The sequence below is a fragment of the Serratia sp. NA_112.1 genome, from assembly GCF_052691715.1.
The window spans coordinates 158,141-183,906 of the sequence record NZ_JBQZFO010000004.1 but is presented as its reverse complement, the minus strand read 5'-3'; the positions used below and the strand labels follow the sequence as shown (position 1 = coordinate 183,906).

Genomic DNA, 25,766 nt, shown 5'->3' with positions numbered 1-25,766 from the left:
GTTATTGTCGCAGCCAATTTGCGGGCGGACAGCGCGCAAGAACCGCAGCGTACACGTAGTACGTGAGGATGATTCACTACGTTCACCCTCCGGGCCGCACCATGTGCGTTCAAAGGTTAAAACCTTTGTCTGAGCACTGCCCAACCACAAAGTGGCAAGTAAAATAGCCTGCCTATATCTGTCTCAAACGCCCCAGCGTGGGATCGGGTGATCACCCATGGAAATACACACGTTCTTCATCTCGGCGAACACTTCAAAGCTGTATTCCCCGCCTTCGCGGCCGGTGCCGGAGGATTTCACGCCGCCAAAGGGCTGGCGCAGATCGCGTACGTTTTGGGTGTTGACGAAAACCATGCCCGCTTCAATATTGCGGGCCAGACGCAGTACCTTGCTCACATCCTGCGTCCAGATATACGACGCCAGGCCGTATTCCACGTCGTTGGCCATGCGCAGGCCGTCTTCTTCTGATTTGAACGGCAGCAGGCAGGCCACCGGCCCGAAAATCTCCTCCTGCGCAATGCGCATCCGGTTATCGACATCCGCCAGCACCGTCGGGCGCAGGAAGTTGCCGTGGATCAGACCGGCCGGTTTATCCGGGCCGCCGGCCAGCAGGGTTGCCCCTTCTTCGATGCCAAGGCGGATATAGCCGGAAACTTTTTCCCAGTGCTGCGGGCTGATCAACGCCCCGACCTGCGTGTAGGGATCCTGTGGATCCCCCACCCGCAGGCGGTTGGCGCGCTCGGCGAAGCGTTTGACGAATTCCGGGTAGATGCTCTCCTGAATAAAGATGCGCGACCCGGCGGTGCAGCGTTCACCGTTGATCGAGAAAATGGTGAACAACGCGGCATCCAGCGCGCGTTCGATGTCGGCATCCTCAAAAATCAGCACCGGCGATTTGCCGCCCAGCTCCATGGAAAACTTCTTCAGCCCGGCGCTTTCAATAATCCGGCGGCCGGTAGCGGTACCGCCGGTAAAGGAAACGGCGCGCACGTCTTTATGGCGCACCAGCGCATCCCCGGCGGTAGAGCCATAACCTTGCACCACGTTGAGCACCCCAGCCGGAATACCGGCTTCCAGCGCCAGTTCGCCCAGACGATCGGCGGTCAGCGGCGACAGCTCGGACATTTTCAGCACCGCAGTATTGCCCAGCGCCAGACAAGGCGCGGTTTTCCAAGTGGCGGTCATGAAAGGTACGTTCCATGGCGACACCAGCGCACACACTCCGACCGGCTGAATCAGCGTGTAGTTGAGCATCTTGTCGTCCACCGGGTAGGTGCGGCCGTTCATCTGCTGACAGATCTCGGCGAAGAACTCAAAGTTGTGCGAGGCACGCGGGATCAGCACGTTTTTGGTTTGGTGGATTGGCAAGCCAGTATCGGCGGTTTCCATCTCGGCGATCTGCGGCACGTTCTCGTCGATCAGTTCGCCCAGGCGACGCATCAGGCGCGCACGCTCTTTCATTGGCGTATTGGCCCATTTCGGGAAAGCCGCCTTGGCGGCAGCCACCGCCTGGTCGATTTCCAGTTGCCCGCCGGATGCCACTTCCGCCAACACCTCACCGTTGGCCGGGTTGGTGGTGGTGAAATAGTCTTTGCTGGCGACGTTCTTGCCGTTGATCCAATGGTTGATGGTTTTCATCTCAGGCTTTCCTCGTAATCTTTTTCACTAATGATGTGGTTAACCAGACAGCCGATGCCCTCGATTTCCACCACCACCTCGTCGCCCGGCTGCACGTCGGCCAGCCCTTTCGGCGTGCCGGTGGCGATCATGTCGCCCGGTTGCAGCGTCATAAATTCACTCAGGTAAGCGATCAGAAAAGGGATATCGAAAATCATGTCGGCGGTGCTGCCACGCTGGCGCAGCTCGCCGTTGACGTAGGTGCTGAGCGCCAGGCGGTGCGGATCGGCAATATCATCGCGATCGACGATGTACGGCCCAATGGGCGTCAGGGTGTCGCGGCTTTTCACCCGCAGGTTCGGGCGGTAGTAATTTTCCAGATAATCGCGGATGGCGTAGTCGTTGCACAGCGTGTAACCGGCCACATAGTCCATGGCGTCTTCGCGGCTGACGTTGCGGGCGGTTTTACCGATCACGACCACCAACTCGGCTTCGTAGTGCATGTATTCCACGCCGGCCGGGCGCACCGACACCTGGCGGTGGCCGGTCAGGGTGTTCGGCGCTTTCAGGAACACCAGCGGCTCTTCCGGCGCCTTGAATTCCAGCTCGCTGGCGTGGTCGGCGTAATTGAGGCCCAGGGCAAACACCGTGCCCTGCGCCGGCGGCAGCCACTCGACGTCCCGCTCCTGCAACACAGTGCCGTCCGGCAGGGTAACGCGCAGCTGGTCATCCACGCGGGCGTTAACGATCTGGCCATAATGGCGAATACGGGCGTGTCTCATGATAATGCTCCTGCCTGCGTCACGCGGTTGGTCAGGGTCGGCAGACCGGCGGCGCGTACCGTCACTTCATCCCCAGGTTTGATCTCCACCCGTTGGTGCGGCGTGCCGATCAGTACCGCGTCGCCCGGTTGCAGGGTAATAAAATCGCTGATGGCGGCGATCAGTTCAGGCACCGAGCGCACCAGATCGGCCGTCGACCAGCGATCCCGCTCCACGCCGTTAATTTCGGTGACGATCTCAAGCTTGCCGGTTGCCGACAGCTGGCCGATATCCCCCAGCGGACAAAAACCGTCGCGGCACTTCGCCTTGATCGCCGGGCGGTAAAAGCTGCTTTCCGGCAGGCTGACGTCGTTGGCCAGCGCATAACCGGCCAGATAGTCCGCCACCCGCTCGGCCGGCACCTTGCGGGCGGTGTTGCCGATCACTACCGCCAGCGTAGCGCCGCTCTGCACCTTCTCACCGGCCGGGAACGGGATCGCCCCGCCGTTGGCGAGGTGGGTATTGCGCGGTTTGATAAACCACACCGGGGTCTTGGGCGGGGTTTTATACGGCGGCTGATGAAACGCCTGATCCCAGGCGTCTATCTGGCTGCGGTGATTCAACGCGACGGAAAATACGGTGCCTTTCATGCAAACTCCTTTCAATGACACAACAGGGCAATTCTGTATTCATTAATATGTTAATAAATACTTTTATACACTGTTCAGCTTTTACGCAACGCGGGTGGATTGATTTGTGATCGTGATAACAAAATATTCACACCCCATAAACATTGGTGTGATTATTCAACGAATTAATCATTTTTAGGTGATTTTTACCGCTGCAGATGCGTTTTCGCTTTATCCATCCGGGTAAACTTGGCTACTATTAAGTTATTAATAAAATCAGGATTTACCGATGGGGGTATTGCAGTGTCCGTACGGCCACCTGCTGAGCCACAACAGTAAATGCCAGAATAACGAACACCTTTATAGCCAAGGCCAAATCTATGCATGAGTCCTTAACCATTGCCCTGCTGCAAGCGCGTGAAACCGCCATGGGCTTTTTTCGCCCGATCCTGAAAAGCCATAATCTGACCGAGCAGCAGTGGCGCATCATTCGCGTGTTGGCCAACAGCCGTTCAATTGAGTTCCACGAGTTGGCGGCAGAAACCTGCATTCTGCGCCCCAGCCTGACCGGCATCTTGTCGCGCATGGAGCGCGACAAGCTGATCTTCCGCCTGAAGCCGGTTAACGATCAGCGCAAGCTGTATGTGTCGCTGACCCAGCAGGGCCAGGAACTATATGAAGTGGCCCGCCATCAGGTGGAACAGGGCTACGGTGAGATTGAAGCCGCCTTTTCACAGCAGAAAATGGGCCAACTGATGACCTTGCTGGACGAACTGATCCGGCTTGGCGACCAACTGCCCGCCAATGTGACCGCCCATCCAACTAAAAAGCTTTAGGAGCGCTGCCTGCTGCGCCCGTATAAATCGGGACGAACCTGTTCGTCTCTTACGGATGAGCCTCGGGTAGTCATGCGCCGCTATCCACCACCAGCGTTTAGCCGGCGATATAGGCCGCCGCCAGCTCCAGCGCAGTATTGATGCCGGAGAAGCCACCGCCGATGATCACCACGTCAACGTCCAGATCCTCTTCCAGCGTCGGGAAGCGCAGATCGTACTTTTTGGTTGCCGCGTAATAGGTTAAGGATTCGATATCATTATTCACTGCCGCACTCCCGATGACCCAGCTCTGTCATCGGATTATCAGCAAGCGGCCCGGTGGCCACTATGTCCCCTTAGGGACATTCGCAACAAATAATTAACACCCAGGCGCTGCGACGCAGCGGTGTGGCCAGCAGCAGGCTGGGATGGAAGCATGCCGTCGCCACCGCGTCGATCACTGCCGATAATCTTTCGACCTGAATATTCATCTTCGCCTCGCAATTATTAATAAATTAACAATAACTTTATTTCGGCTATGCCTTGGCCTGCTTGTTATAGAAAACACTCAATAGCGCAAATGCAAAAGCACAATTGTTTACATGTTAAACAAATTACACCTTCGCCCGGTTATTGCCGTCTGGTTCAGAGACGCTGGATTAATATATTAATGGAAGGCCTTTCAGGCAGTGAAAAGCAGTGGTTCAGCCGCAGAGGCTGGATTATGCTGGAGTTTTCGCGCGCCAAGGAGAGACCATGACGACCAGCCTGACGATAGCCAACCGCCATACCTGGTTCGGCCACGGCAGTATCAGCCAACTGATCCCGCTACTGACCGCTGAACCGCAACCGACGCTGCTGTTTAGCTGCCGTTCGTTCCTCAATGGCGCGGTGTACTCTTCTCTGACTGATGCACTAACGCCACTGCTGATTGGCACCGAGATCGTCAGCCACGAGGCCTCACCGCAAGAGATTGACGCCTGGGTGGCACGCTGGCGCGGAAAAGCGCAGCGTGTCGTCGCCATCGGCGGTGGCAGCGTGCTGGATGCCGCCAAGGCGTTCGCTGCCCTGGTGGAGCACCCGCTGCCGACCCTGCGCTATATGGAAAAGATCGGCGACACCAAAATCAGCGGAGCCACGCTGCCGCTGATCGCCATTCCGACCACCGCCGGTACCGGCAGCGAAGTCACCCAGAACGCGGTGATCACCGACACTCAATTGGGCAAGGTGAAAGCCTCGCTGCGCCATAACAACTTTGTGCCGCATACCGCCATTCTGGATCCGCAATTGCTGGAAGGCGCGCCGGACAAGGTGCTGGCCTATTGTGCCATCGACGCCTTCACTCATTTGTTCGAAGCCTACTTGTCCAAAACCGCCAACGCCATGACGCGCGAAATGTCGCTGACCGGCATTCGCCATTTCCTGCTCGCCTGGCCAACACTCAACCGCAGTGCCCAGGCACGCGAGGACATTTTACAGGCCTCCTACCTTGGCGGACTGACGCTGAGCGCCGCAGGTTTGGGGGTGATCCACGGCATTGCCGGCGAGATAGGCGCCTTGCGTGATTATCACCACGGCCAGGTCTGCGGCCGCCTGCTGTTGCCGTTCCTCGAACTGCTGGCGCAAAGCGACCAACCACAGCAACGAGCCCTGATGGCCGAACTTGCCGCCCGCCTGTTCCCCGACCAACAAGACAGCCCTGAGCGCTATTTGATCGACTTTATTACCCGTAACGCCATCGCCAGCTTCTGGCAGGACGATCTGCCGATCACCGCCGACGAACTGGCGGTCACGCTGGCAAAATCCAACAGCAAAAACTCACTGCTCGACTACAGCGCGCCGCAGCGGCAGCTAATGATCGAAGGCGCTTTCCGCGTTGAATGATTATATAATTCGATCAAAGTAATAGCGGGAGATAGGAAATGGGTATTATCAGCTGGATTTTCACCGGTATCGCCATCGGCATCCTGGTCGGCGTGCTAATCAAGATTTTTGGCAAGAAGAAAGAGCAATAAACATTAGGCTGTTCCATGGGTCATCAGCAGGCATTCGTGGAACAGCTTGACGACCCGCTGAGGGCTGGGTGAACGCCGCAGTACGCTGGAATACTCGCAATGGTAACGGAACAACGCCGGTTTGATCGCCCGCATCATATTCTGCGCGACAAAAAACGCCGCATAGTGGTCGGGCAGAAAGCCCACATACTTGCCGGAGAGGATTAAGGTGGCGATAGATTCCTGGGCAAAGCCCGTCGCCTTGCGCTGCAAATGCTGCTGCAGACTCAGTTCCATATTCGGCGAGTGATAGCCCAAGCCGGCAAAGGCATAATTGTGCAACAGATCCCAATTCAGCGCGTCGTGATTAGCGGAAAATAACTCATGTTGCGCGCCGCAATATAAGAACATCCTCTCACTAAATAATGAACTATAAGATAAACTTTCCGCACTGCGGTGCATGGGAATAATGCCAATCTGAAATTGACCGTCAATAACGCCGCGTTCAATGGTATTTATTGGCTCCACATACATTTGCAAAGACACTTCCGGTGCCTGCTCGCTAAATAACGCAATCGCCCGGCCAATATGCGCCTGCGGATTGCTGACGGTATGGTCGAATATCGCCACGTGCAGTTGCCCGCCCAGGCGCTGGTGTACGTCATCCACCCCTCGGCGAAAAGCCTCGGTTGCCGCCAACAGATTGATTGTTTCCTGGTAAATCAGCAGCCCTTCGTCAGTGACCGCAAACCCCTCGCGCCCGCGGCGGCATAGCGTCAACCCCAGCCGCTGCTCCAGATCCTTGATATGTTTGCTGATGGTCGACAGGCTGATATTCAGCTCCAGTTCGGCGGCGCTCATGCCACCACAGTCGACCACCACCTTAAACACCCGCAGCAAGCGCAGATCCATATCCGACAACTGCCCTAAAATCGCACGCTTTTTTACTTGCATAAAACCTTAAGTAAGTTTCGATATTTGATTATTCACATTAGTGAAGAAGCGGCACATAGTCAATTTAAAGCAACAATTCATTAACACGCCAGGTTATTTAATTAACCTCATCGATTCTCCCGCCCGGAGGGAAAAATGGCTGATTTAAATCACCCTGAAAATAAACCCGAACGTGAATGGTTAGACGCTCATTGGATGCCCTTTACCGGCAACCGCAATTTTAAAGCCAACCCACGAATGATAAGCCACGCGGAAGGCGTTTATTATACCAGCCAGGACGGCCGCAAAATTTTTGACGGTTTATCCGGACTCTGGTGCTGCGGCTTGGGTCATGGCCGCACGGAAATTGCCGAGGCGGCCTACCGACAACTTTCCCGGCTGGATTATTCCCCGGCGTTTCAGTTTGGCCATGCATTATCTTTCGAACTGGCCAACAAGATTAAAGCCATGACGCCTGCCGGGCTGGACTATGTGTTTTTCACCGGCTCCGGCTCTGAAGCGGCGGACACCTCGTTAAAAATGGCACGCGCCTACTGGCGGGCCAAAGGTCAGGCAGGCAAAACCTGTTTTATCGGCCGCGAAAAGGGCTACCACGGCGTTAACTTCGGTGGCATTGCGGTAGGGGGTATCGCCGGAAACCGGAAAGCCTTTGGTGCCAGCGCCGAAGCGGATCATCTGCCGCATACCCTGCTGGCAGGTAATGCCTTTTCACGCGGCATGCCCGAACAGGGGGCCGAACTGGCGGAAGAGCTGAACCGGATCATCACGCTGCGCGATGCCTCGACCATCGCTGCGGTGATTATCGAGCCGTTCTCCGGCTCCGCCGGGGTGATTGTGCCACCGGTCGGCTATCTGCAACGCATCCGCGAGATCTGCACTCAACACAATATCCTGCTGATTTTTGACGAAGTGATCACTGCCTTCGGCCGCTGCGGTGCCCTGACCGGTGCCGAAGCCTTCGGCGTCACGCCGGACATCATGAATATCGCCAAACAGGTGACCAACGGCGCGCAGCCTATGGGTGCGGTGGTGGTACGGCCAGAGATTTATCAGGCCTTTATGGCCACCGATGAACCCGAGTACTTGCTTGAGTTCCCGCACGGCTACACCTATTCCGCCCATCCGGTCAGCTGCGCCGTGGGACTGGCGACGCTGGATATCATTGAACGCGAACAGATGATTGAGCGAGTGCAGGCACTGGCCCCCTACTTCGAACAGGCGGTGCATGGTTTACAGGGTTGCCGCCACGTCACCGACATTCGCAACTTTGGTCTGGCCGCCGGCATCACGCTGGCGGCACGGCCGGGGGAAGTGGCCCGCAGGCCGTATGAGGTGGCGATGCGCTGCTGGGAAAAAGGATTCTATGTCCGCTACGGCGGCGACACCCTGCAGCTGGCCCCACCGTTTATCAGCAGCGAGGCGCAGATCGATTCGTTGCTCAACGCCCTGGGTGACGCCATCAACGCAACCGAATAATCAGGAGCGAATGCCATGCCTATTGCACATTGGATCAACGGTCAGTCCGCCATCGGCGGCAGCCGCAGCCAGCCGGTATTCGATCCGGCGACCGGGCAGTCACAACAGGAAGTGTTGCTGGCCGACCGGGCCACGGTGGAAAGCGCCATCGATGCTGCCGAGCAGGCCTACCCGGCCTGGCGCGATACCCCGCCGCTGAAGCGAGCCAGGATCATGATCCGCCTGAAAGCATTGCTGGAGCAGCACGCCGACCACATCTGTCAGTTGATTACCGCCGAGCACGGCAAGGTGCTCAGCGACGCCATGGGTGAACTGCAGCGTGGCATCGAAAATATTGAGTACGCCAGCTATGCGCCGGAGCTGCTGAAAGGCGAACACAGCAAGGACGCCGGGCCGGGTATCGACAGCTGGAGCGAATTCCAGCCGCTGGGGGTGGTGGCGGGCATCACGCCGTTTAACTTCCCGGCGATGGTACCGCTGTGGATGTGGCCAATGGCGGTGGTGTGCGGCAATACCTTTGTGCTGAAACCCTCGGAGCGCGTGCCTTCCTCCACGCTGTATATCGCCCAACTGGCGTCAGAGGCCGGGCTACCACCGGGCGTGCTGAATCTGGTCAATGGCGACCGCGAGGCGGTAGAAACCCTGCTGCACGACCCACGCGTTAAAGCGGTGAGTTTTGTCGGATCGACGCCGGTAGCGGAGCATATTTATCACACCGGCTGCGGCCAAAACAAACGGGTGCAGGCCTTGGGCGGGGCAAAAAACCACGCGGTAGTATTGCCGGACGCCGACATCGCCGGGAGCGTCAGCGCGCTGATGGGGGCGGCCTTCGGTTCCTGCGGGCAGCGCTGTATGGCAATCCCGCTGGTAGTGGCCGTGGGCAATGACACCGCCGACGCACTGCTCGCCGGGCTGCAACAGCAAATGATCAACATGCGAGTGGGCGCAGGCAGCGACAGCCGCAACGACATGGGGCCGCTGGTCACTCACGATCATTATCAGAAGGTGAAAAGCTATATCAGCCAGGGCGTTGAGGAAGGTGCCAGCCTGGTAGTCGACGGCCGCGAGCTACAGGTGCGGGACGACAGCGGGCTGCTCAGTCAGGGGTATTTCCTCGGCCCGACGCTGTTTGACCATGTGCGGCCCGGCATGCGAATTTATCAGGAAGAGATCTTCGGCCCGGTGCTGGGCGTGGTACGGGTCGGCTCGCTGAAAGAAGCGATGGCGCTGATTGATGCCCATGAATACGGCAACGGCACCTGCCTGTTCACCCGAGACGGCGAGGCAGCGCGCTACTTCTCCAGCCATATTCAGGTCGGCATGGTGGGGATTAACGTCGCCCTGCCGGTACCGGTGGCCTACCACTCCTTTGGCGGCTGGAAACGTTCGCTGTTCGGTGACCTGCACGCCTACGGCCCGGATGCGGTGCGCTTTTACACCAAACGCAAAACCATCACCCAGCGCTGGCCATCCTCCAGCGATGCCCAATATGCCAGCTTCAGTTTCCCATCCGGGCAGGATTGAGCCATGACAGAACATAAATTCAAAGGCAATCTCAGCGTCCTCGACGTGGTGATGATCACCGCCTCCGGCGTCACACCGGCCAGTTCGATCTTCGTCATTGCCCCGCTGGAACAAGCCGACTGGCGAGGTTAAGAGTGGGGGCGCGGCATAGCGCGCCCTGAGTCAGTCAGGACTCACCGCCCGGTTTGGGAGCCGGGTAGTCATAATCGAGCTTGAGCGGTTCGGCGTAAACGCTGTCCCATAGCTGGCTGTAGAGCTTATCCACTCGCTGGCTCATCACCGGGCTGTGCAGCACCAGTTCCAGATTGCGCGAGTTATCCAGATAACCGCCGGTCCAGTTGCTGGTGCCGATCCACGCCGTTTCGCCGTCGATGGTCATTATCTTGCTGTGGATCACCCGTGCAAAAGGAATGAATCCGCTGCTGGCAGGGGGAATGGTGACGATCTTTATCTGCACATTAGGCACCAGGGCCAAACTTTTCAGCCAGGCGATATCCGGTTTTTTGGTGTTCCAGTTGGCGACCATCAGCTCGATCTTCACACCACGGGCGGCGGCGCTGCGCAGGGCATTGTCGATCACCGCGTAGTAAGGTCGGCTGTGTTCCGGGCCAAAGGACAGTGGCGCGTAGTCCATCACCTGTACCCGTACGCGCTGTTTGGCGGTTGCCAGCAAGCGCGGCAACTCCACCTGCGAGTCAATCACCCCAGCCGGATTATAGGCGCGCGGACTGGCGACCAGATAGTTACCCTGCAGCGTTTCGGGACTCGGCCGGTAAGGCAGTGGCGACACTGGCTTATCCGCCGTCAGCAAAGCCTGAGCTTGCCAATCCTGCTCGAAGATCGCCTGGATCTGCCCGACCACCCCAGCATCGCTAATGCGCAGCCCGGTTTCATGGATATGCGCCAGCGCACGCCAGTCAAAATTCTGGCTGCCGACAAATGCCTGCTCACCGTCCACCAGCAGGTATTTGGCATGCAAAATACCGCCGCTCAGCCGTTGATAAGGAATAATGCGCAGTTCCAGATTAGGGATCGCCTTAAGCTGTTCCAGCGTCTCGGGGGTAGAGATACGGATGCCCTTCTCTTCCATCAGAAAGCGGATTTTCACCCCACGTTCGCCCGCCGCCTTCAAGTGTTGCAGCACGCCATCCAGCAGCGAACCCTGTTGGTTCGCCACGTAGAACTGACCCAGATCGATGCGGGTTTTCGCCACATCGAACATCTGCTGCCACACCTGCGCGGTGTTACGCAGGTCATCCGCCTGCAAAGCGGTTTCCACCGGCGCGGTATACACCAGCTCGTAACCGGGAATATCAAAACGCGCCGTCGCACTCTGGCTCAACATCAACAGACAGCCACCCCATAACGCCGTGTAAAGGCGACCTAATGGCCGCCGTGGTTGATGGCCATTAGGCATAGCGCGGAGCCTCACTGTCAACCCATTGCTCGCGACTGCCGTTTTCCGGGCGGCTGGCCGGTGCCCCGGCACGGATCAACAACACTTTCAGCAGTTCGTTGATGCGCTCCATGCGGCTTTGCAGGTAGTTGTTGCCCACCAGGCACAACAGCGCAATGGCGATCCCCAGCCCGGTGGCGTACAGCGCGGTACCCATGCCGGCGGATACCAGGCTAGGTTCGGACACCCCGGAAGCGGCCAGCGCCTTAAAGGTTTCGATAATCCCCATCACCGTGCCCAACAGCCCCAACAGCGGGGCGGCGGTGACGATGGTTTCCAGCAGCCACAGACCACGCGCCATCAGCGGTTTGCTCAACAGGTACTGCGCGTCGACCAGATCCCCTATCGCTTCGCGGTCACCGGCGCGGTGCTTCTGCTCCAGTACCGGTGCGATCACCGCCAGCGGCAGGCTGTTGCGCTGTGTCACTTCATCCGGCAGATCGGCGGCGCGATGCACGTCCGGCGTCAGCGCCTGCTCCAACCGACGGGCCTGGCGCTGGGTGTAGGCGAAATACAGCGCGCGCTCAACAATGATCACCAGCGCAATCGCCAGCGCGGCGTACATCACGTAGAAAATAATGTCGTGCAATAAATTGGCATTCATAACATACCCCTCAAATTAGTTAAAAGGTGGCTTCCAGCGACACGCTAAAGGTGCGCTCTTCCCCGACGTTGTAATACGGCGTACTGGCTTTCACGCCGCCATAAGGCGCGGCGTTGAAGGTGGTGGTACGTACCGAGGTCAGGTATTCCTTGTCAAACAGGTTGCTGACGCCGAAACGCAACGCCGCGCTTTTGATGATTTTCTTGTCCACCGGCAAATGCACCCCCGCCGCCAGATCGAACACCGTGCGGCCGCCGATCTTCTCGTCGTTGGTCAGATCGCCGTAGAACGAACTGACGTATTTGCCGCTGACGCTGCCGTAATACAGGCCGTCGTCGTAGCCCAGCGTCATGTTCAGCAGGTTTTTCGGCACGTTCGGCACTTCTTTGCCGGACGTCGGCAGCGGCAGCCCGCCGTTGCTGACGATGTCGTTCTTCTGCTTCGACTGGGTATAGGTGTAAGAGGTGTAGTAGTTAAAGTTGTGCGGCAGTTGGCCGCTCCACTCCAGCTCAAGCCCTTTGTTCTCCACGTTGCCGATGTTCATCATCTCGTAGTCGCCGGACGCGTTGGTGGTGGAGACCTGACGGTCGCTGTAGCGCATATAGAACAGTGTTGCGCTCATCAGCATGTCTTCCTGCTGGAAACGCCAGCCCAGCTCGTGGTTCCAGCTCAGCTCCGGCTTGGTGCTGATCGAGTCGCCGACGTTGTACAGCACATAGTTCGGTGGGGTACGCATGTTGCGCGTCAGGTTATAAAACACCTGATTTTCCTGGTTCAGCTTGTAGCTGGCGCTGAAGTTCGGCAGGAACTCGTGGTAAGTGGCATCGCGCTTCTCCGGCGCGTTGTACAGGCTGCCCCGGTTGTCCCCTTTACGTTCCACGTACTGATAGGCCAGCCCGCCGACGAAGGTCCAGTCCGGCGTGGCGTACCAGGTGTCCTGCAGCCACACTTTCTGCGCCGGGGTGATGGTGTATTGGTTACGGCCCTGCACGGTATTGCCGTTGGCGTCCTGCACCTGATCGGAACCGCCCGGTTTGCCTGAAATCTGCGCCGGGTTACCGTCGTCCTTGATACTGATAAACGGCTGGGTCTGCAACTGGCGCGCACGTTCATACCAGTAGCCGATATCCAGGCTGTGCTGGTCGTTGATGTCCCACTTCAGCTTGGTGGTGATGCCGGGACGCCAGGTCTGGGTCCATGACGGGCGGTAATAGGTGTTGGACTGCAAATTGCTCAGATCGTACTGCCCTGCCTTGTCCGACGTCTTGGACAGCACCGACGCCGTCTGGCCGGTGAAGCTGCCGCCGTTGCCCCAGTAGTAATACGGCTGCAGGGTCAGCGACAGATTGTCGCGCAGCTGCAACTTTTGGGTGAATGACAGCGTGAAGGTATCGAACGGGTTGCGATTGAGCTTGTAGTACTTGTTCAACTGCCCCTTGCTGTTGTATTCCGGCGTGGTCGCGTAGTCGGTATGGCGCCCGTCGCTTTCGAACTGCGCCTTGCTCAGGGTGTTGTAGTTGACGTTCTGTTGGCGGTTGTACTTCATGACCAGGTTACTGCTGTTGCCGTTGCCGTCTTCGTACAGCGAGTTCATCTCGAACTTGTTGGAATATTCGCGCCCTTCACCGCGCCATTTTTTCGCCTCGGTGTGCGAGTAGGAGATCCAGTTGCTGAAACCGTTGTACTCGCCGGTTTCCAGACGGGCAAAGGTTTTGCTCAGGTTGTTGCTGCCCAGCGTCTGTTTGACGAAGCCGCCGAAATCTTTTGCCGGCCGGCGCGTCACCATGCCGATATTGCCGCCGCTGGAACCAATGTGCGGACCATCCGCCTCGGATGAACCCTGGGTGACGAACACTTCCTCCAGGTTCTCCGAGTCGCCCAGCAGGTTCGGGTAAACCGCATAGTTGCCAGAGTCGTTGATCGGGATACCGTCCATCGACAGGCCGATCTGATCAGAGTTCATGCCGCGCATGGTGTAATCGACGCCGCTCAGGCCGCTGGCGTCGTTGCTGTTGACGTTCAGGCCCGGCGTGTATTTCAGTTTGTCGATGGCATTGGCCGCGGCGGGCATTTTGTCCATCGCCTCTTTGGTGACGGTGGAGCGCGCCTTGGCGCTGTCGTCCTGCACCATCATACCGCCGCCCAGCGACTGCCCTTTCACGCTGATGGTACCGACGTCGGTGGTGTCCGCCGCCATCGCCGCGCCCGGCAGCATCGCCGACATCACCGCCAGATAAAGCCCAGATCGATTGAAAGATTTCATTGTTCCCTTCCCATAAAAATCAAACTGTTATGCCAGGCGTCAAGGCGCCTGATAATTGAACGTGGCTGAAAATCGTTTTGTTGTTTGCCCGTTGAAAGCCCCGCTTGGGAACGGCTTCACCTGGCTGATACTTTGCAGACTGCTAAGCGCCGCACGGTTGAGCAGCATGCTGGCCGCTTTATTGGCGATGCCGGACGAGAGCACCCGACCGCTACGATCGACTTCCAGCCAGACCTCGACGTTGCCCTGCGGCCGCTCAAGTGACGCCTGCCGACCACTCGGGTAACGCTTGCGCTGCTCCAGCTCATGACGCAACGCCTGCAGATAACCGTTTTCGATCGCCTGCGTATTCACTTTCGGCGCCGCCGGGGCGACCGGAGCGGGTTGTGCCACCGGTTTGCTGACCAGCGCTTTTGGTGCTGTTGGGGCCGCGACAGGTTTAGCCTTCTCCACCGGCCTGGCTTTTTCTTTTTCCGGCTTGGGCTTGGGTTTCGGCTGTGGTTTGGGCACCGGTTTGGCTTCGATAATCGGCTCCGGGGCCGGCACCACAGGCTCGGGAATAGGTTCTGGTTCCGGTGGCGGAGGTTCGGGTTGCGGCTCCGGTGATGTTTCCGGTTGAGGTTCCGGCGCAGGTTCAGGCTCGACCAATGCCAGCTCCATGGCCGTTTCGTCATAGCGCGGCTGAATTTTCAGCGCCGCCTGCTGGCTGGCAAACAGCACACAGCCAACGACGATCAGCGCCGGTAACCCACTGAAAAGGTGACGTGAACGATAGAGCAGATACATGTCACAGCTTCCGTGTGGCGATAGAGACAGAGTAGAAACCGCCCTGACGCAGGTTATCCATCACCGCCACCAGCCGCTCTACCGCGACGCCCTTGTCGCTGTTGACGATGATGGTGGTGGTCTGGTTCTCCTGCTGCTGCTGTTTTAGCGTATTGACCAGAGCGCCAAGCGCGACCGGTTGGCCGTCGAGCTGCAGTTGATCTTCGGCACCCAGCGTAATGATTGCTTTCTTCTGCGGTTTCAACTGCTGGGCGCTACCGGCGGACGGCAACTGAGTTTTCAGCCCGAGGGCCGGGATCACGTTCAGGCTAATCAACACAAAAAACACCAGCAAAAACATCATCACGTCGATCATCGGGATCAGTTCGATGTGCGCTTTGTTCTTCTTCGGCTCGTTCCAGTTACGCATGGCACTCCCTCCCAAAAGCAAAGCAGCCAATATAGAGAGCCTATGTTTACCTTTTGTTACGCTTGTGTGATCTTATTTTCACAACGCACATTATTTGAGATGATTTTCTCAAATGAAAACGGGTCAGGGGAGTTATATAACTGGTTAATTGGATATGATTTTTAATGGAATAATGACGGAATGGAATTTATAGCGGTTAATATATAGGCAGGTAAGTTGTGATTATCCTGACACTTTATAGCAAGATCTTCAGACCGTGCTTTTGCATCAGGACGTTGGATGAGGGGTTCACACAATTAATGGCGGATTTGTGCCAGGTCGTCGGCCGTCAAACCGGTCATGTTCATTACCGCGTCCTGGTCGATGCCATTCGCCAGCATGGCGCGGGCAACGGTAAGCTTTCCTTCAAGCACGCCTTCTTGACGCCCTTTCTCGATACCTTTCTCGATACCTTTCTCGATACCCTTCTCGATGCCCTTCTGCTCAAGCTGTTGTGCAATAGTCATTAGTTCATCCTCATGTTGCGGTACCCGCAGTGCCAATTCGCGTACAAAGGCTTCAGCATCGGCCACTTCTCCGGCCAGAAGAATATAGTGTACCAGCGAAATCACCTGTGGCGAAGACAGATAGCCACTCAGCAGGATAGTGGCCAGTTTGTCAATCAGCTCTGCCAGGTCTCGCTGCCGAATATGTTTCTGCAGCAAGGTCAGTGCGGCCATGCTGCGATGGTCCATGATCTCGTTATCAGGGATAACCGTCACATCGACCAGCGGAAATTCGGCTGTATAGAGTTTTCCCGCCAGTTCCGGATCGTAAAACTCCCGCAGCCAGTTGGTGGAATAAGGATAAGGAGTGCGTTTGCCGGTATAAAACAGGACAGGTATCACCAACGGCAGTTTTTTGTGACCGGCATCCAAATGCCTCTGCATGGCCGCTATTGCATACCTGATTAGCCTGAAAGCCATGTGTTTATCGGGTGTAGACTGATGCTCAATAAGGACGTGGATATAACCATCATCCCCAGTAATGGTTTTCAGGCTGTAGAGCACATCGCTGAAATACTGGCGAAGGTCATCTTCAACGAAAGAACCGGATTCCAGTTTCAACGTACTGAGGTCGCAGATGGCACGCAGTTCTGGCGGAAGATGGAGCTCCATAAAATCGCGGGCAATCTCCGGCTGCGTCAAAAACTGACGAAATGCCGCATCATGCGGCGTTGGCGTTTTGTTTTTCTTTTTCATTCCCTGATAGCCTTTGAGTATTATTTAATTTCACATTATCACAAGCAACGGCCGGGTTATATTAGCAATCATGGTAAGATGAACGTGCAATACAGGACTCAACACAACATAAGGCTATGAATTAAAATTAAAAACTTAATAAAATTTAGATAAACATTCTGAAAATAAATATATTAATAGGATTATTTCAGCGCACTTATATTATTTAAAAACAGGTTAATTATTGCCTCAAAACATCGCCCCAAAAATACCCACTAATAGTAATACATCTTTGAAATATAACTCCGACATATTTAAATTCTAACTATCCTTTCCACCGGGCGACAATTTACTTACTTGAGAAATAAATATTTTAATTTCAAATAACAACCATAAAAAAAGACGCCAGAAGGCGTCTCAGACTGATGACAAACCTCATTCCTGCCCAGAGCGAGTAGAGGCCAATAAATAAAAATCAGGAAAATCAATTTATTGATTTTCGGCTGCTCACCACAAAACAGGAAAAACCACGCTTTTTCCTGCTTTGTCAGCAACCTAAGACGCCCGAAGGCGTCTTGTTTGCAGCACTGATGTAATCAGTTCACTTTAACCGGCATACCGGAACGGGCTTTCATCGCCGCGTCCACTTCGCTCTGGTTAACGGCTGGGTCCATCATCACTTTGCCTACTGGCGCAGAGATGGTCAACGGCACCGGATCTTTCGACTTCAGCTGCTCTTCGTTAGCAGAAAGCGGATTGTGCACTTCCAGATAACGGGAACCGTCCGGCTCGACGCTGGCTTTGATCGGCTCGTTGATGAATTGCACACGAGTCCCGACAGGCACGTTGTCGAACAGGAACTTGATGTCGTCAGCACGCAGACGCACGCAGCCGTGGCTCACGCGCAGACCGATACCGAAGTTAGCGTTGGTACCGTGGATCGCATACAGACGACCAACGTACAGCGCATACAGCCCCATCGGGTTGTCAGGACCGGCCGGGAATACCGCTGGCAGGATCTCGCCGTCAGCGGCGTATTCTGCGCGCATCTTGGCGGTTGGCGTCCAGGTTGGGCCGTCTTTCTTGCGCTGTACCGTGGTGGTCCAGTTCAGCGGGGTATCTTTACCCAATTGGCCGATACCGATTGGCAGCACGATCACCGTGTTGGTGCCTTTCGGGTAGTAGTACAGACGCATCTCGGCGCTGTTGATGATGATGCCTTCACGCGGAGCGTCAGGCAGAATCAACTGCTGAGGGATGGTCAGGGTGCTGCCGGGTTTCGGCAGGAACGGATCCACACCCGGGTTGGCTTCCAGCATATTGCTCAGGCCCATCTGGTATTGAGCGGCAAAGCTCTCCAGCGGCAGCTTGCTGTCTTCCGGTACGGTGATTTGGATGTTCTCCCCCACCAGACGGCTGTCTTTAGCGGGTAAAGGATAGACAACGGCGAAGGCAGCTTGGCTGAATACCACCAGTGCCGTAAACAGGGTTAGTAACGCGCGAATGCTCATTTTCATCTTCGTGTTGGTTGTGGCCACTGGCAGTTATAGGTTATTTCGGCCCTCTCTACCCAAAGAATTTCAGGTTGCGGCTAGGCGGCTAGTGCGCGAATCCTTGGGAGCTTACTCAGGTAAGTGACCAAGGTGACCGCACGCAGCCAACAACGCAGCAGCTTGAAAGGCGAAGGGTATGACCGGATGCGCATTATATGTGCACATCGACCTAAGTGTGAAACATTACCGGCGCAATATCGAACTTTTTTGTAACCTGGTGCGGCACCAAGAGGAATAACTGTGAAAACCGCCGCTAAAGCGCGGCGATTGGCGGTGGCATCAGGCGGATAGGGATCAGATATTCGCAGCGGATTGCCGTACCGCCTGCGCTGCAAACGCCACCCGACGCGGGATAAAAACGTTCGATATCCTTACCCGGCCGCCGGATTGCTTTCATCATGGGTATCGCGGTGTCATACAGCCGGGCGATAAAGTTTTGTAACTCTTCAACCTGCCCCTGATAGGCAAAGCTGGCGTAGTCGCCCTGCTCGATCACTACCCTTTCGCCTTCTGCCCGTTCGTCCGCGAGCGCCAGAGTATAAGCCATCCGTTGCCTGCCGCGTAGCCTGCTGTCAGCCTCCAAGCTGGTGAGGCCATAGACCACCGCCAAAGTTTCGGCTTCCTTCGGCATCATCTGCCGCCAGGCGTGCTGACGCAGCTCGTTTTTCAAATGCAGCAACTGCCCCAGCGTACAACTGCGGTGCTGGGTGTGACCAATCAATTGCATTGCCGGCAGCGTAACGAGCTCCGCCTGTGGCAATGGCGCATCCATCAGCCGCAGCGGAGGCTGCATCCCCTGCCCTGGCCAGTCCGCACTGCGGCGATAACCGGCCGGTGGCATACCGAACTGCTTTTTGAAACAGCGGGTGAAAGTCTGCTGGGAATCAAACTGATACTTGTCAGCGATAAAGGCCACGCCGTGGTTGGTGAGCCGTAGTTCACGCGCGGCGGCCGTCAGCCTCCTGCGCCGGGCGTATGTCCCCAAGATCTCACCGGTTAACTCTTTGAATAACCGCTGCAAGTGCCATTTTGAGTAACCTGATTTGGCCGCAATATCGTCGAGCGTCAGCGGCTGGTCGAGGTTCTGCTCGATCCAGGCCAGCAGTGCCGTAATAACCTGTTGTTGATACATAGGCGCCACCTTATCTCCTGAGAGTGCTAAAACCAGCGCTCACTGTAGCGGTAGCGGTGCTAGACCACATTGCACAATCAGGACATAATATTTTTCAATTCCGCCAAACTGAGAATTATTCTCATGACCTTTATCACCGAGCCGCGTTTCGATATCGATCAGGTGCCGCGCGCCATTTTTGCCGTGCAGGGTTCCACCATTGATAAAGATTGGGAGATCACTCATCACCGGCACCGCAAGGCACAGCTGATTTATACGGTGCGTGGTATGGTCCGTTGCGAGGTGGAAAACGGTCTGTGGCTGGTGCCGCCACAGTGTGCGCTATGGATGCCCAGCAATGTGCTGCATAACGCCCAAGGGGCCAGTGCCAGCGAGTGCTACTGCCTGTTTGTCGATCAGGATGCTATCGCCGGGTTGCCGACCCACTGCTGCACGCTGGCGGTGTCCCCGCTGCTGCGTGAACTGCTGTTCCAGGCCTGCGGGTTCGAACAGTTGTACGACCAACAAGGCCCGGAAGGACGATTGGCCGGCGTATTGTTGGATCAGTTGGTCAAGGCACCGGTTGAGAACCTGCACCTGCCGGTCTCCAACGACGCGCGCATTCGCCAGTTAACGGAGCGGCTGCTGGCCGACCCAGCGGACAAGGCAACACTCGGCCAGTGGGCGCAGCGTATCGGCATGAGCGAACGCTCGCTCAACCGCACTCTGCAACAACAAATGGGCATGAGCTTTGGCCATTGGCGGCGACAATTGCACGTGGTGCTGGCGTTGCAACGGCTGACCCAGGGTGACAGCGTGCAACGGGTGGCGCTGGATCTGGGCTATGAAAGCGCCAGCGGTTTTGTCACCATGTTCAGAAAAGCGGTGGGTAAACCGCCGGCGCGCTATCTGGCAGAGAAAAACGCGGCGGACCGGGCACAAGGGGCCGGGATCGTCATGTAGTACCGAAACCGGCCACAAAGTTACTGCGCCAACAGCCGCCATCCATATTCCAGGCGGCACCCCGCACCTGCACGGCGGCGTCGCTGCACAAAAACAGCGCCAGTTCGCCCAACTGCTCCGGCGTCACAAACTCCAGCGAGGGCTGTTTCTCCGCCAAAAGGTCATCACGCGCCTGCTGTGGATCGGTGCCGGCGGCAATCCGCTGATCAATTTGCTGTTGCACCAGCGGCGTCAGCTCCCAACCGGGGCAGATGGCGTTGCAGGTAATGGCGCTGTGTGAACAACAGATGGGCGAGTTGGGTTCAACCTGCGTACCGTTGTTCGCCCGGTGATACCGTTATCGGGCTGGCTTCTGATGCCGGTGAACGTTACTTTGGCCAGATCAAAAACATCCTGGTCGACATTGAAAAAACCTACCAGAATCAATTCCGCATGAGCGGTGCGCTAATCGGCACCCAGTTTCAGGTGGAACGAGCACGACTGTTTGGTACATTAAAACCATTACTCAATCGCCTTACCCGCGCCCAGCTCAATATGAAAGAATATAGCCAGATAAAGCATGCTCTGGGGCTTTCCAGCAAATCACTGGTACATGAATGGAGTACCGCCGGAGTCGGCGCGATTAAGGGCTATTCGAACTATATCGACAGCGCCAGCCGCGCCGCGAAATTTATGAAAGCCGGCGGCTGGGTTGGCATCGGCCTCAGTGGGTTGAATACCACCAATGACGTTTATAATGCCTGCACCAGCGGCCGGAAGCAGGAATGCACCAAGATTGCGGTTAAGGGGTACAGCAATTTTGCTGCGAGTACTTCAGCCGGGATTATAGGCGGAAGGTTTGGCACCGCCATAGGTATGGGTGCATGTGCAATAGTACTCGGCTCCGTAACTGCTGGTGTCGGTGCACTGGCTTGTGGGGTAGAAGGAGCTGCGGCAGGTGGAGCACTCGGTTCTGCTGCCAGTAGTGCGGCTTCTGATTATTTTACTATAATGCTTCAGGGTGCGATCTTGATTCTTATGTGCATTCTTATTTATTTTATAAATAATACAAAAAGTTAGAAATCTATAATGAAGAAAGCCTTAAGCACATTCCCGTTCTGACACTTTTTATCACAGTGATATTCAACAACCATCGCCCAGTCGGCGCCTGCGGACTGGGCTGGCCGCCGCTATCGAACGAGAAATGGCTGCCCGCCAATCCTCCACACTGTGATTTTCACCCCATCCTGCATTGAAATAACTCCCATTCTCAATAAATAATGATTACTATTCTCAAACATAAAACCCGATGCGCCACGACGCGACCGGCAGGACTTTACCCTTAATTCAATGTTGAGCTTTCTTGGCCTCAGGGCAACGGCTCTGCGGCGACAAGCTTTTTAACTCCATGGAGAGGTTATGAACTCTGCAACAACTCCCAACCGCCGTTTCGGCACACGCACCGCTTTCCCACTGTTACTACTCACTTCTATGCTGTTTTCTGCCCCGCTGCTGGCCCAGGGCGAGCCAGAACTGCTGCGTAAACCGGTCGCTAAAGGCGCTTATGAGATGGTCTACAGCCAGGGCGAGAACGCGCTGTATCTGGCCACTTCGCAAAGCCGCAAACTGGATAAAGGGGGCGTAGTCTATCGTTTGGATCCACAGACGCTGGATATCACCCAGATCATTCACAACGACATCAAACCTTTCGGCGCAGCCATTAACAGCAAGACCGACACGTTGTTCTTTGGCAACACCACCAGCAACTCGGTGACCGCCATTGATGGTAAAACTGGTGAAGTGAAAGGCCGCCTGGTGCTGGACGCGCGCAAGCGCTCCGAGACGGTAAAACCCCTGGCACCACGAGAGCTGGTCGCCGATGCCACCACCGATACCCTGTATATCACCGGCTTGGGTGAATCCAGCGTGGTTTGGGTGGTGAACGGCAAGGATCTGACCCTGCGCACCACCATCACCGAGACCGGTAAATATGGCACCGGCCTGGCGCTGGACGCCGCTGCCGGCCGTCTGTACGTAACCAACGCCGACGGCGAACTGGTGACTATCGACACCAAAACCAACAAGGTGGTCAGCCGCAAGAAGCTCGATGAGTCCAAAGAACACTTCTTCTTGAACATCAGCCTGGATCCGGCCACTCACCGCGCCTTTATCACCGACTCCAAGCAAGCGCAGGTGTTGGTTGTCGATACCCGCGACGGCAAAATTCTGAGCAAGATTGACGTGCCGGAATCGCTGGCGGTGCTGTTCAACCCGGCGCGCAATGAAGTCTACGTGACCCATCGCCAGGCGGGTGAAGTGAGCGTGATTGACGCCAAGAGCTACAAGCTGCTGCAAACCATCAAGACGCCGACCCACCCGAACAGCCTGGCGCTGTCACCGGATGGCCAGACGCTGTACGTCAGCGTCAAGCAGGCTTCCAGCCGTGAGAAAGAAGCCACGGCGCCGGATGACGTGATCCGCATCGCTTTGAAATAACACCGACAGGGGGCGCTATAGCGCCCCTTATGTTGCTGACAAAGCAGGAAAAAGCGTGGTTTTTCCTGCTTTGTGGTGAGCAGCCGAAAATCAATAAATTGATTTTCCTGATTTTTATTTATCGGCCTCTACTCACTCTGGGCTGGAATGAGGTTTGTCATCAGTCTGGGGGGGCGCTACGGCCCCCCTTTTATCAGTCTAAACCTTAAACCCGACGTGCTTGCCGTCCGGCATATAGACTGCAGTCTATAAACACAACGCCATTGTCGAAAATTTAGCCATTAATAGTCCGTTGTCTGCACCTTACCCACCAGCCCATCGGCGTCCTGGATCACCACTTTTTTGGTGGCACGCTGGTAAAGACACAGCTCCTTGCCCGGTTTGTTGTGCATAAACGCCTGCGGGTAGCGGCCACTAATCAGCAGCGCCGAGTAACCGATGTCGTCGCCATAATGAATAATGCTACCGACGGCTTTGGCGCCTTTCAGTCCGCTAGTTTTCAGACAGGCCGCTTGCAGCGCTTTATCGCCACTGGCCCAGGCAGCTTCCGACGACGCAGCGACGTTGAACGCCGTGATAGCGGCGATAAATACGATTAAGGTTCTGATCATCAACTTCTCTCCTGAATAACCCAATGATTCGCAGTATATGTGGCTATTTATTATTCAGCCATCAGACGGCGACGCATTATTTACAGTTTTTTTATTCCGGGCAGAAATAAAGTTACGGCGTTTTTACAGACAGCTTTTAGGGGCACGGATAACATCATTACATCGCCAATATGGCCTCACGAGACGGATGTTTCATGTACTCTAATATTATTGGTTTCAACCCGATGCTGGCGGATATTACCGCTACGCAGCCACGCCCATTTGGCAAGGAAGTTGAACAGTATTTACAGCGTTATCCGGATACTGAACACGTCGATATTTATCTCAACGATTTAAACGGTCAATTCCGTGGCAAACGGCTGCCGGTCGCCGAGTTATTCACGCTGGAAAAGGGCTGTTATTTCCCGCTGTCGATCTATGCCATGGATCTTGCGGGCCAGGTAATTGAAGAAAGCGGACTGGGTCAGCAGGCCGGGGAACCGGACCGGTTGTGCCTGCCGGTAGCGGGCACATTACGCCCCTGCGCCCGTGATCCACAGCACCACGCCCAGTTGCTGCTGACGATGAAAAATGCCGAGGGTGAGGCGTGCGAACTGGAACCGCGCGTGGTACTGCAACAGATACTCAAACGCCTGCAGGCCAAGGGCTACTACCCAGTGATCGCGGCAGAACTGGAGTTTTATCTGCATGACCCGCGACAACAACCCGCCGATGCCGGGCAGTGCCCGACGCAAAGTTTTTCTGTCGATGCCCCAGAGCGCCACCATGCACTGCTCAATGACATCGAACATCAGGCCAGACTGCAGGCGCTGCCGCTAACCGGCGTGGTGGCCGAGGCGGCTTCCGGTCAGTACGAACTGAACCTGCACCACAGTGCCCGGGTGCTGGAAGCTTGCGACCAGGTGCTGGCCCTGAAACGGCTAACGCGCCAGATAGCGGAAAAACACCACCAGCACGCCTGCTTTATGGCCAAACCCTGCGCGCAATCCGCCGGCAGCGGTTTGCACTTTCATATCAGCCTCCAGGATGAGCAGGGCAACAACCTACTGACCGGCGCTCCAGGCGAACTGAGCGACAACATGCAACAGGCGATGGCCGGAATGTTGGCATTGATGCCGGCCTCGATGGCCATCCTGGCACCGAATGTCAACGCCTTCCGCCGTTTTCACCCCGGTATGCATGTGCCGCTGCGTGCCTCCTGGGGGCACAACAACCGCACCGTCGCGCTACGCCTGCCCTGTGCCGACAGCGCCAACCAGCGTATCGAATACCGGCTGGCCGGTGCCGACGCCAATCCTTATCTGGCGGTGGCCGTCATACTCGGCGGCCTGTTGCACGGGCTGGAACAGCCCCTGCCGTTGCCCCCGAGCACCAACGGCTACGAAAACGACAGCGCCGCACCACTGCCACTCAACCAGCGGGAGGCACTTACGCTGTTTCGTCGCTGTCAGCCGCTGCGCGAGCTGCTTGGCCCGGCATTTTGCACCCTGTGGTACACCTGCAAAACCGCCGAACTGCGCCGCTTTGAAGGGCTGGTTACCGCAGCGGAAGTCAGTTGGATGCTTTAACCCGCCGGGTTCTGCATTCATCGGGCGAATATATTCGCCCCATAATTGAACAAGGAACAAAACATGTCTCGTTTGGTTTTGATCTCGAATAAGCAGTGTGACAGCAAAGATTTGACCTGCGCCTCGCAGGCCCTATCGCCCGTTGACACCAGCGATAATGAGCAAGGCCTGTGGCTGGGCTGGAACGGCGACGTGCAGAACTTTGGTGCCGCACCGCTGCGCCCGATCAGCCATCAGCACCGCAGCGGCTATCAGCAAGTGACCTTTCCGCTGTCCACCGAAGAGTTTCACTTCCACTATCAGGGCTACTACCACGATGGCCTGTGGCCGGTGTTCCATAATCACCCGGAGAAGGCGCACTTCACCCCGGAGAACTATCGGGCTTACCGGCAGCTCAACCAGCACTTCGCCGATATCGCCTGCGAGTACGTGTGCCCGAACGACATCATCTGCATTGATGATTATCAGTTGCTGCCCTGCGGCCAGGCGTTGAAAGAACAGGGGCTGTTGAACCCCTGCGCGTTCTTCTTCCACTTACCCTTCCCTTCGGCGTGGCTGCTCAGGCAGATCCCCGAGCACCAGGGGTTAATCGAGTCGCTATTTTTCTACGACCTGATCGGCTTTCAGTCGCTCGATGACCGTAATAACTTCCTCAATTATCTGACAAATGAATATCCGGTCGAGATGCTACCCAACGATCGGCTACAGGTTAATGGCCAAATCTTTGCTACCGGCATCTTCCCGGCCGGGATCAACGCCCGCAACATCTACTGAACATCGCCGCCCGGTTGGCGTTGCCGCACAGCGCCCAACCGTTCACCCCGGGATTTTGACCGCTTAGCTTCCCTATAGCACCGCTGACTGAAATTCAGATGTCTTCCCCTGCCCCGACCCGCAATGATGAGCTGTTCCTATACCTATACCCGACCGTTATCCGCACCCGGGCCACGCGCCTAAACATCTTATAAGCGGATTAA

Annotated in this window: 24 protein-coding genes and 2 pseudogenes; 10 read left to right on the top strand and 16 right to left on the bottom strand. The window is 56.3% G+C overall.

All coding sequences use genetic code 11. The features are described 5' to 3' along the window. Positions 1 to 183 precede the first annotated feature (183 nt). Genes hpaE through ACUTQ5_RS10975 form a run of 3 tightly spaced genes read right to left on the bottom strand, consistent with a single transcriptional unit; the run spans position 184 to position 3,028 of the window. The gene (gene hpaE / locus ACUTQ5_RS10985) at positions 184 to 1,638 is read right to left on the bottom strand and encodes a 5-carboxymethyl-2-hydroxymuconate semialdehyde dehydrogenase (RefSeq protein WP_445651273.1); all 1,455 of its coding nucleotides are present in this window, start codon (positions 1,636 to 1,638) and stop codon (positions 184 to 186) included. Then, complete coding sequence (locus ACUTQ5_RS10980) at positions 1,635 to 2,399, bottom strand: fumarylacetoacetate hydrolase family protein (RefSeq protein ID WP_445651272.1); 765 nt, start codon at positions 2,397 to 2,399, stop codon at positions 1,635 to 1,637. Before ACUTQ5_RS10980 ends, hpaE begins: the two co-directional genes overlap by 4 nt. Continuing rightward, positions 2,396 to 3,028, bottom strand: a complete 633-nt coding sequence (locus tag ACUTQ5_RS10975) for a fumarylacetoacetate hydrolase family protein (RefSeq protein WP_445651271.1) — start codon at positions 3,026 to 3,028, stop codon at positions 2,396 to 2,398. The genes ACUTQ5_RS10980 and ACUTQ5_RS10975 overlap by 4 nt, the downstream gene beginning before the upstream one ends. A gap of 359 nt (positions 3,029 to 3,387) precedes the next feature. On the opposite strand from ACUTQ5_RS10975, the gene hpaR reads away from it, so the two are divergent. Further along, positions 3,388 to 3,843 carry a homoprotocatechuate degradation operon regulator HpaR gene (gene hpaR, locus ACUTQ5_RS10970; protein ID WP_445651270.1) on the top strand — a complete coding sequence of 152 codons (456 nt, stop codon included), beginning with the start codon at positions 3,388 to 3,390 and terminating at the stop codon, positions 3,841 to 3,843. 118 nt (positions 3,844 to 3,961) lie between these two features. On the opposite strand, the pseudogene ACUTQ5_RS10965 reads toward hpaR, so the two are convergent. After that, a pseudogene (locus ACUTQ5_RS10965) lies at positions 3,962 to 4,108 on the bottom strand (FAD-dependent oxidoreductase); the annotation flags it as partial. A gap of 70 nt (positions 4,109 to 4,178) precedes the next feature. Continuing rightward, the gene (locus tag ACUTQ5_RS10960; protein WP_445651472.1) at positions 4,179 to 4,313 is read right to left on the bottom strand and encodes a hypothetical protein; all 135 of its coding nucleotides are present in this window, start codon (positions 4,311 to 4,313) and stop codon (positions 4,179 to 4,181) included. A gap of 265 nt (positions 4,314 to 4,578) precedes the next feature. Here ACUTQ5_RS10960 and ACUTQ5_RS10955 point away from each other — a divergent pair, with 265 nt between their 5' ends. Then, positions 4,579 to 5,706 (top strand): iron-containing alcohol dehydrogenase, encoded by a 1,128-nt coding sequence (locus tag ACUTQ5_RS10955; RefSeq protein WP_445651269.1) that lies wholly within the window; start codon positions 4,579 to 4,581, stop codon positions 5,704 to 5,706. Between the two features lie 134 nt (positions 5,707 to 5,840). Here the strand turns inward: ACUTQ5_RS10955 and ACUTQ5_RS10950 are convergent, their stop codons facing one another. Next, positions 5,841 to 6,770, bottom strand: coding sequence for a LysR family transcriptional regulator (locus tag ACUTQ5_RS10950; RefSeq protein ID WP_445651268.1), 930 nt, complete (start codon positions 6,768 to 6,770; stop codon positions 5,841 to 5,843). 135 nt (positions 6,771 to 6,905) lie between these two features. Here ACUTQ5_RS10950 and ACUTQ5_RS10945 point away from each other — a divergent pair, with 135 nt between their 5' ends. Genes ACUTQ5_RS10945 through ACUTQ5_RS10935 form a run of 3 tightly spaced genes read left to right on the top strand, consistent with a single transcriptional unit; the run spans position 6,906 to position 9,902 of the window. Further along, complete coding sequence (locus ACUTQ5_RS10945) at positions 6,906 to 8,246, top strand: aspartate aminotransferase family protein (protein ID WP_445651267.1); 1,341 nt, start codon at positions 6,906 to 6,908, stop codon at positions 8,244 to 8,246. Positions 8,247 to 8,261: 15 nt separating this feature from the next. Then, on the top strand, positions 8,262 to 9,770 hold the full coding sequence (locus tag ACUTQ5_RS10940; protein WP_445651266.1) for a CoA-acylating methylmalonate-semialdehyde dehydrogenase: 1,509 nt from the start codon (positions 8,262 to 8,264) through the stop codon (positions 9,768 to 9,770). A gap of 3 nt (positions 9,771 to 9,773) precedes the next feature. Next, entirely contained in the window at positions 9,774 to 9,902 is a 129-nt protein-coding gene (locus ACUTQ5_RS10935; protein ID WP_445651265.1) for a hypothetical protein, read from the top strand. A gap of 34 nt (positions 9,903 to 9,936) precedes the next feature. Here ACUTQ5_RS10935 and ACUTQ5_RS10930 read toward each other — a convergent pair whose 3' ends face one another. The 8 genes from ACUTQ5_RS10930 to ACUTQ5_RS10895 all read right to left on the bottom strand — a co-directional run bounded on the left by ACUTQ5_RS10930 (position 9,937) and on the right by ACUTQ5_RS10895 (position 19,193). Further along, positions 9,937 to 11,187 carry a phospholipase D-like domain-containing protein gene (locus ACUTQ5_RS10930; RefSeq protein WP_445651264.1) on the bottom strand — a complete coding sequence of 417 codons (1,251 nt, stop codon included), beginning with the start codon at positions 11,185 to 11,187 and terminating at the stop codon, positions 9,937 to 9,939. Beyond that, positions 11,180 to 11,830: a MotA/TolQ/ExbB proton channel family protein gene (locus tag ACUTQ5_RS10925; protein WP_445651263.1), complete on the bottom strand. Its 651-nt coding sequence runs from the start codon at positions 11,828 to 11,830 to the stop codon at positions 11,180 to 11,182. The genes ACUTQ5_RS10930 and ACUTQ5_RS10925 overlap by 8 nt, the downstream gene beginning before the upstream one ends. 19 nt (positions 11,831 to 11,849) lie before the next feature. After that, positions 11,850 to 14,093, bottom strand: a complete 2,244-nt coding sequence (locus tag ACUTQ5_RS10920; protein WP_445651262.1) for a TonB-dependent receptor family protein — start codon at positions 14,091 to 14,093, stop codon at positions 11,850 to 11,852. Between the two features lie 39 nt (positions 14,094 to 14,132). After that, positions 14,133 to 14,879, bottom strand: a complete 747-nt coding sequence (locus tag ACUTQ5_RS10915) for an energy transducer TonB family protein (RefSeq protein ID WP_445651261.1) — start codon at positions 14,877 to 14,879, stop codon at positions 14,133 to 14,135. A 1-nt stretch (position 14,880) separates the two neighbouring features. Further along, a complete protein-coding gene (locus tag ACUTQ5_RS10910; RefSeq protein WP_135314976.1) occupies positions 14,881 to 15,288 on the bottom strand; it encodes an ExbD/TolR family protein in 408 nt (135 codons plus the stop codon). Between the two features lie 296 nt (positions 15,289 to 15,584). Then, complete coding sequence (locus ACUTQ5_RS10905; RefSeq protein WP_445651260.1) at positions 15,585 to 16,529, bottom strand: Rpn family recombination-promoting nuclease/putative transposase; 945 nt, start codon at positions 16,527 to 16,529, stop codon at positions 15,585 to 15,587. A 575-nt stretch (positions 16,530 to 17,104) separates the two neighbouring features. After that, the gene (locus ACUTQ5_RS10900) at positions 17,105 to 18,025 is read right to left on the bottom strand and encodes a L,D-transpeptidase family protein (RefSeq protein ID WP_174354148.1); all 921 of its coding nucleotides are present in this window, start codon (positions 18,023 to 18,025) and stop codon (positions 17,105 to 17,107) included. 289 nt (positions 18,026 to 18,314) lie between these two features. Further along, the gene (locus ACUTQ5_RS10895) at positions 18,315 to 19,193 is read right to left on the bottom strand and encodes a helix-turn-helix domain-containing protein (RefSeq protein WP_445651259.1); all 879 of its coding nucleotides are present in this window, start codon (positions 19,191 to 19,193) and stop codon (positions 18,315 to 18,317) included. Positions 19,194 to 19,316: 123 nt separating this feature from the next. Here ACUTQ5_RS10895 and ACUTQ5_RS10890 point away from each other — a divergent pair, with 123 nt between their 5' ends. Continuing rightward, a complete protein-coding gene (locus ACUTQ5_RS10890) occupies positions 19,317 to 20,135 on the top strand; it encodes an AraC family transcriptional regulator (protein ID WP_445651258.1) in 819 nt (272 codons plus the stop codon). Here the strand turns inward: ACUTQ5_RS10890 and ACUTQ5_RS10885 are convergent. Beyond that, positions 20,128 to 20,415, bottom strand: a pseudogene (locus tag ACUTQ5_RS10885) (SDR family oxidoreductase); the annotation flags it as partial. The gene ACUTQ5_RS10890 and the pseudogene ACUTQ5_RS10885 overlap by 8 nt on opposite strands. Between ACUTQ5_RS10885 and ACUTQ5_RS10880 the strand changes: the two are divergent. Then, positions 20,412 to 21,194: a hypothetical protein gene (locus tag ACUTQ5_RS10880; RefSeq protein WP_445651257.1), complete on the top strand. Its 783-nt coding sequence runs from the start codon at positions 20,412 to 20,414 to the stop codon at positions 21,192 to 21,194. The pseudogene ACUTQ5_RS10885 and the gene ACUTQ5_RS10880 sit on opposite strands and share 4 nt — an antisense overlap. 339 nt (positions 21,195 to 21,533) lie before the next feature. Continuing rightward, the gene (gene yncE / locus ACUTQ5_RS10875) at positions 21,534 to 22,610 is read left to right on the top strand and encodes a 7-bladed beta-propeller protein YncE (RefSeq protein WP_445651256.1); all 1,077 of its coding nucleotides are present in this window, start codon (positions 21,534 to 21,536) and stop codon (positions 22,608 to 22,610) included. Positions 22,611 to 22,891: 281 nt separating this feature from the next. Here yncE and ACUTQ5_RS10870 read toward each other — a convergent pair whose 3' ends face one another. Next, a complete protein-coding gene (locus ACUTQ5_RS10870; protein ID WP_445651255.1) occupies positions 22,892 to 23,221 on the bottom strand; it encodes a hypothetical protein in 330 nt (109 codons plus the stop codon). A gap of 194 nt (positions 23,222 to 23,415) precedes the next feature. On the opposite strand from ACUTQ5_RS10870, the gene ACUTQ5_RS10865 reads away from it, so the two are divergent. Both ACUTQ5_RS10865 and ACUTQ5_RS10860 read left to right on the top strand, forming a co-directional pair. Further along, positions 23,416 to 24,789 (top strand): glutamine synthetase family protein, encoded by a 1,374-nt coding sequence (locus tag ACUTQ5_RS10865; RefSeq protein WP_445651254.1) that lies wholly within the window; start codon positions 23,416 to 23,418, stop codon positions 24,787 to 24,789. Positions 24,790 to 24,852: 63 nt separating this feature from the next. Further along, on the top strand, positions 24,853 to 25,563 hold the full coding sequence (locus ACUTQ5_RS10860) for a trehalose-6-phosphate synthase (RefSeq protein ID WP_445651253.1): 711 nt from the start codon (positions 24,853 to 24,855) through the stop codon (positions 25,561 to 25,563). The last annotated feature ends 203 nt before the right edge of the window (positions 25,564 to 25,766 follow it).

What these genes read in the sequence shown, in the direction of transcription:
- ACUTQ5_RS10945 (WP_445651267.1), top strand. Translation starts at nt 6,906, where the DNA reads ATGGCTGATTTAAATCACCCTGAAAATAAACCCGAACGTGAATGGTTA.
- ACUTQ5_RS10890 (WP_445651258.1), top strand. Translation starts at nt 19,317, where the DNA reads ATGACCTTTATCACCGAGCCGCGTTTCGATATCGATCAGGTGCCGCGC.
- ACUTQ5_RS10930 (WP_445651264.1), bottom strand. Translation starts at nt 11,187, where the DNA reads ATGCCTAATGGCCATCAACCACGGCGGCCATTAGGTCGCCTTTACACG.
- yncE (WP_445651256.1), top strand. Translation starts at nt 21,534, where the DNA reads ATGAACTCTGCAACAACTCCCAACCGCCGTTTCGGCACACGCACCGCT.
- hpaR (WP_445651270.1), top strand. Translation starts at nt 3,388, where the DNA reads ATGCATGAGTCCTTAACCATTGCCCTGCTGCAAGCGCGTGAAACCGCC.
- ACUTQ5_RS10860 (WP_445651253.1), top strand. Translation starts at nt 24,853, where the DNA reads ATGTCTCGTTTGGTTTTGATCTCGAATAAGCAGTGTGACAGCAAAGAT.
- ACUTQ5_RS10895 (WP_445651259.1), bottom strand. Translation starts at nt 19,193, where the DNA reads ATGTATCAACAACAGGTTATTACGGCACTGCTGGCCTGGATCGAGCAG.
- ACUTQ5_RS10940 (WP_445651266.1), top strand. Translation starts at nt 8,262, where the DNA reads ATGCCTATTGCACATTGGATCAACGGTCAGTCCGCCATCGGCGGCAGC.
- ACUTQ5_RS10900 (WP_174354148.1), bottom strand. Translation starts at nt 18,025, where the DNA reads ATGAAAATGAGCATTCGCGCGTTACTAACCCTGTTTACGGCACTGGTG.
- ACUTQ5_RS10915 (WP_445651261.1), bottom strand. Translation starts at nt 14,879, where the DNA reads ATGTATCTGCTCTATCGTTCACGTCACCTTTTCAGTGGGTTACCGGCG.
- ACUTQ5_RS10980 (WP_445651272.1), bottom strand. Translation starts at nt 2,399, where the DNA reads ATGAGACACGCCCGTATTCGCCATTATGGCCAGATCGTTAACGCCCGC.
- ACUTQ5_RS10910 (WP_135314976.1), bottom strand. Translation starts at nt 15,288, where the DNA reads ATGCGTAACTGGAACGAGCCGAAGAAGAACAAAGCGCACATCGAACTG.
- ACUTQ5_RS10870 (WP_445651255.1), bottom strand. Translation starts at nt 23,221, where the DNA reads ATGATCAGAACCTTAATCGTATTTATCGCCGCTATCACGGCGTTCAAC.
- ACUTQ5_RS10950 (WP_445651268.1), bottom strand. Translation starts at nt 6,770, where the DNA reads ATGCAAGTAAAAAAGCGTGCGATTTTAGGGCAGTTGTCGGATATGGAT.
- ACUTQ5_RS10925 (WP_445651263.1), bottom strand. Translation starts at nt 11,830, where the DNA reads ATGAATGCCAATTTATTGCACGACATTATTTTCTACGTGATGTACGCC.
- hpaE (WP_445651273.1), bottom strand. Translation starts at nt 1,638, where the DNA reads ATGAAAACCATCAACCATTGGATCAACGGCAAGAACGTCGCCAGCAAA.
- ACUTQ5_RS10905 (WP_445651260.1), bottom strand. Translation starts at nt 16,529, where the DNA reads ATGAAAAAGAAAAACAAAACGCCAACGCCGCATGATGCGGCATTTCGT.
- ACUTQ5_RS10865 (WP_445651254.1), top strand. Translation starts at nt 23,416, where the DNA reads ATGTACTCTAATATTATTGGTTTCAACCCGATGCTGGCGGATATTACC.
- ACUTQ5_RS10975 (WP_445651271.1), bottom strand. Translation starts at nt 3,028, where the DNA reads ATGAAAGGCACCGTATTTTCCGTCGCGTTGAATCACCGCAGCCAGATA.
- ACUTQ5_RS10955 (WP_445651269.1), top strand. Translation starts at nt 4,579, where the DNA reads ATGACGACCAGCCTGACGATAGCCAACCGCCATACCTGGTTCGGCCAC.
- ACUTQ5_RS10960 (WP_445651472.1), bottom strand. Translation starts at nt 4,313, where the DNA reads ATGAATATTCAGGTCGAAAGATTATCGGCAGTGATCGACGCGGTGGCG.
- ACUTQ5_RS10935 (WP_445651265.1), top strand. Translation starts at nt 9,774, where the DNA reads ATGACAGAACATAAATTCAAAGGCAATCTCAGCGTCCTCGACGTGGTG.
- ACUTQ5_RS10920 (WP_445651262.1), bottom strand. Translation starts at nt 14,093, where the DNA reads ATGAAATCTTTCAATCGATCTGGGCTTTATCTGGCGGTGATGTCGGCG.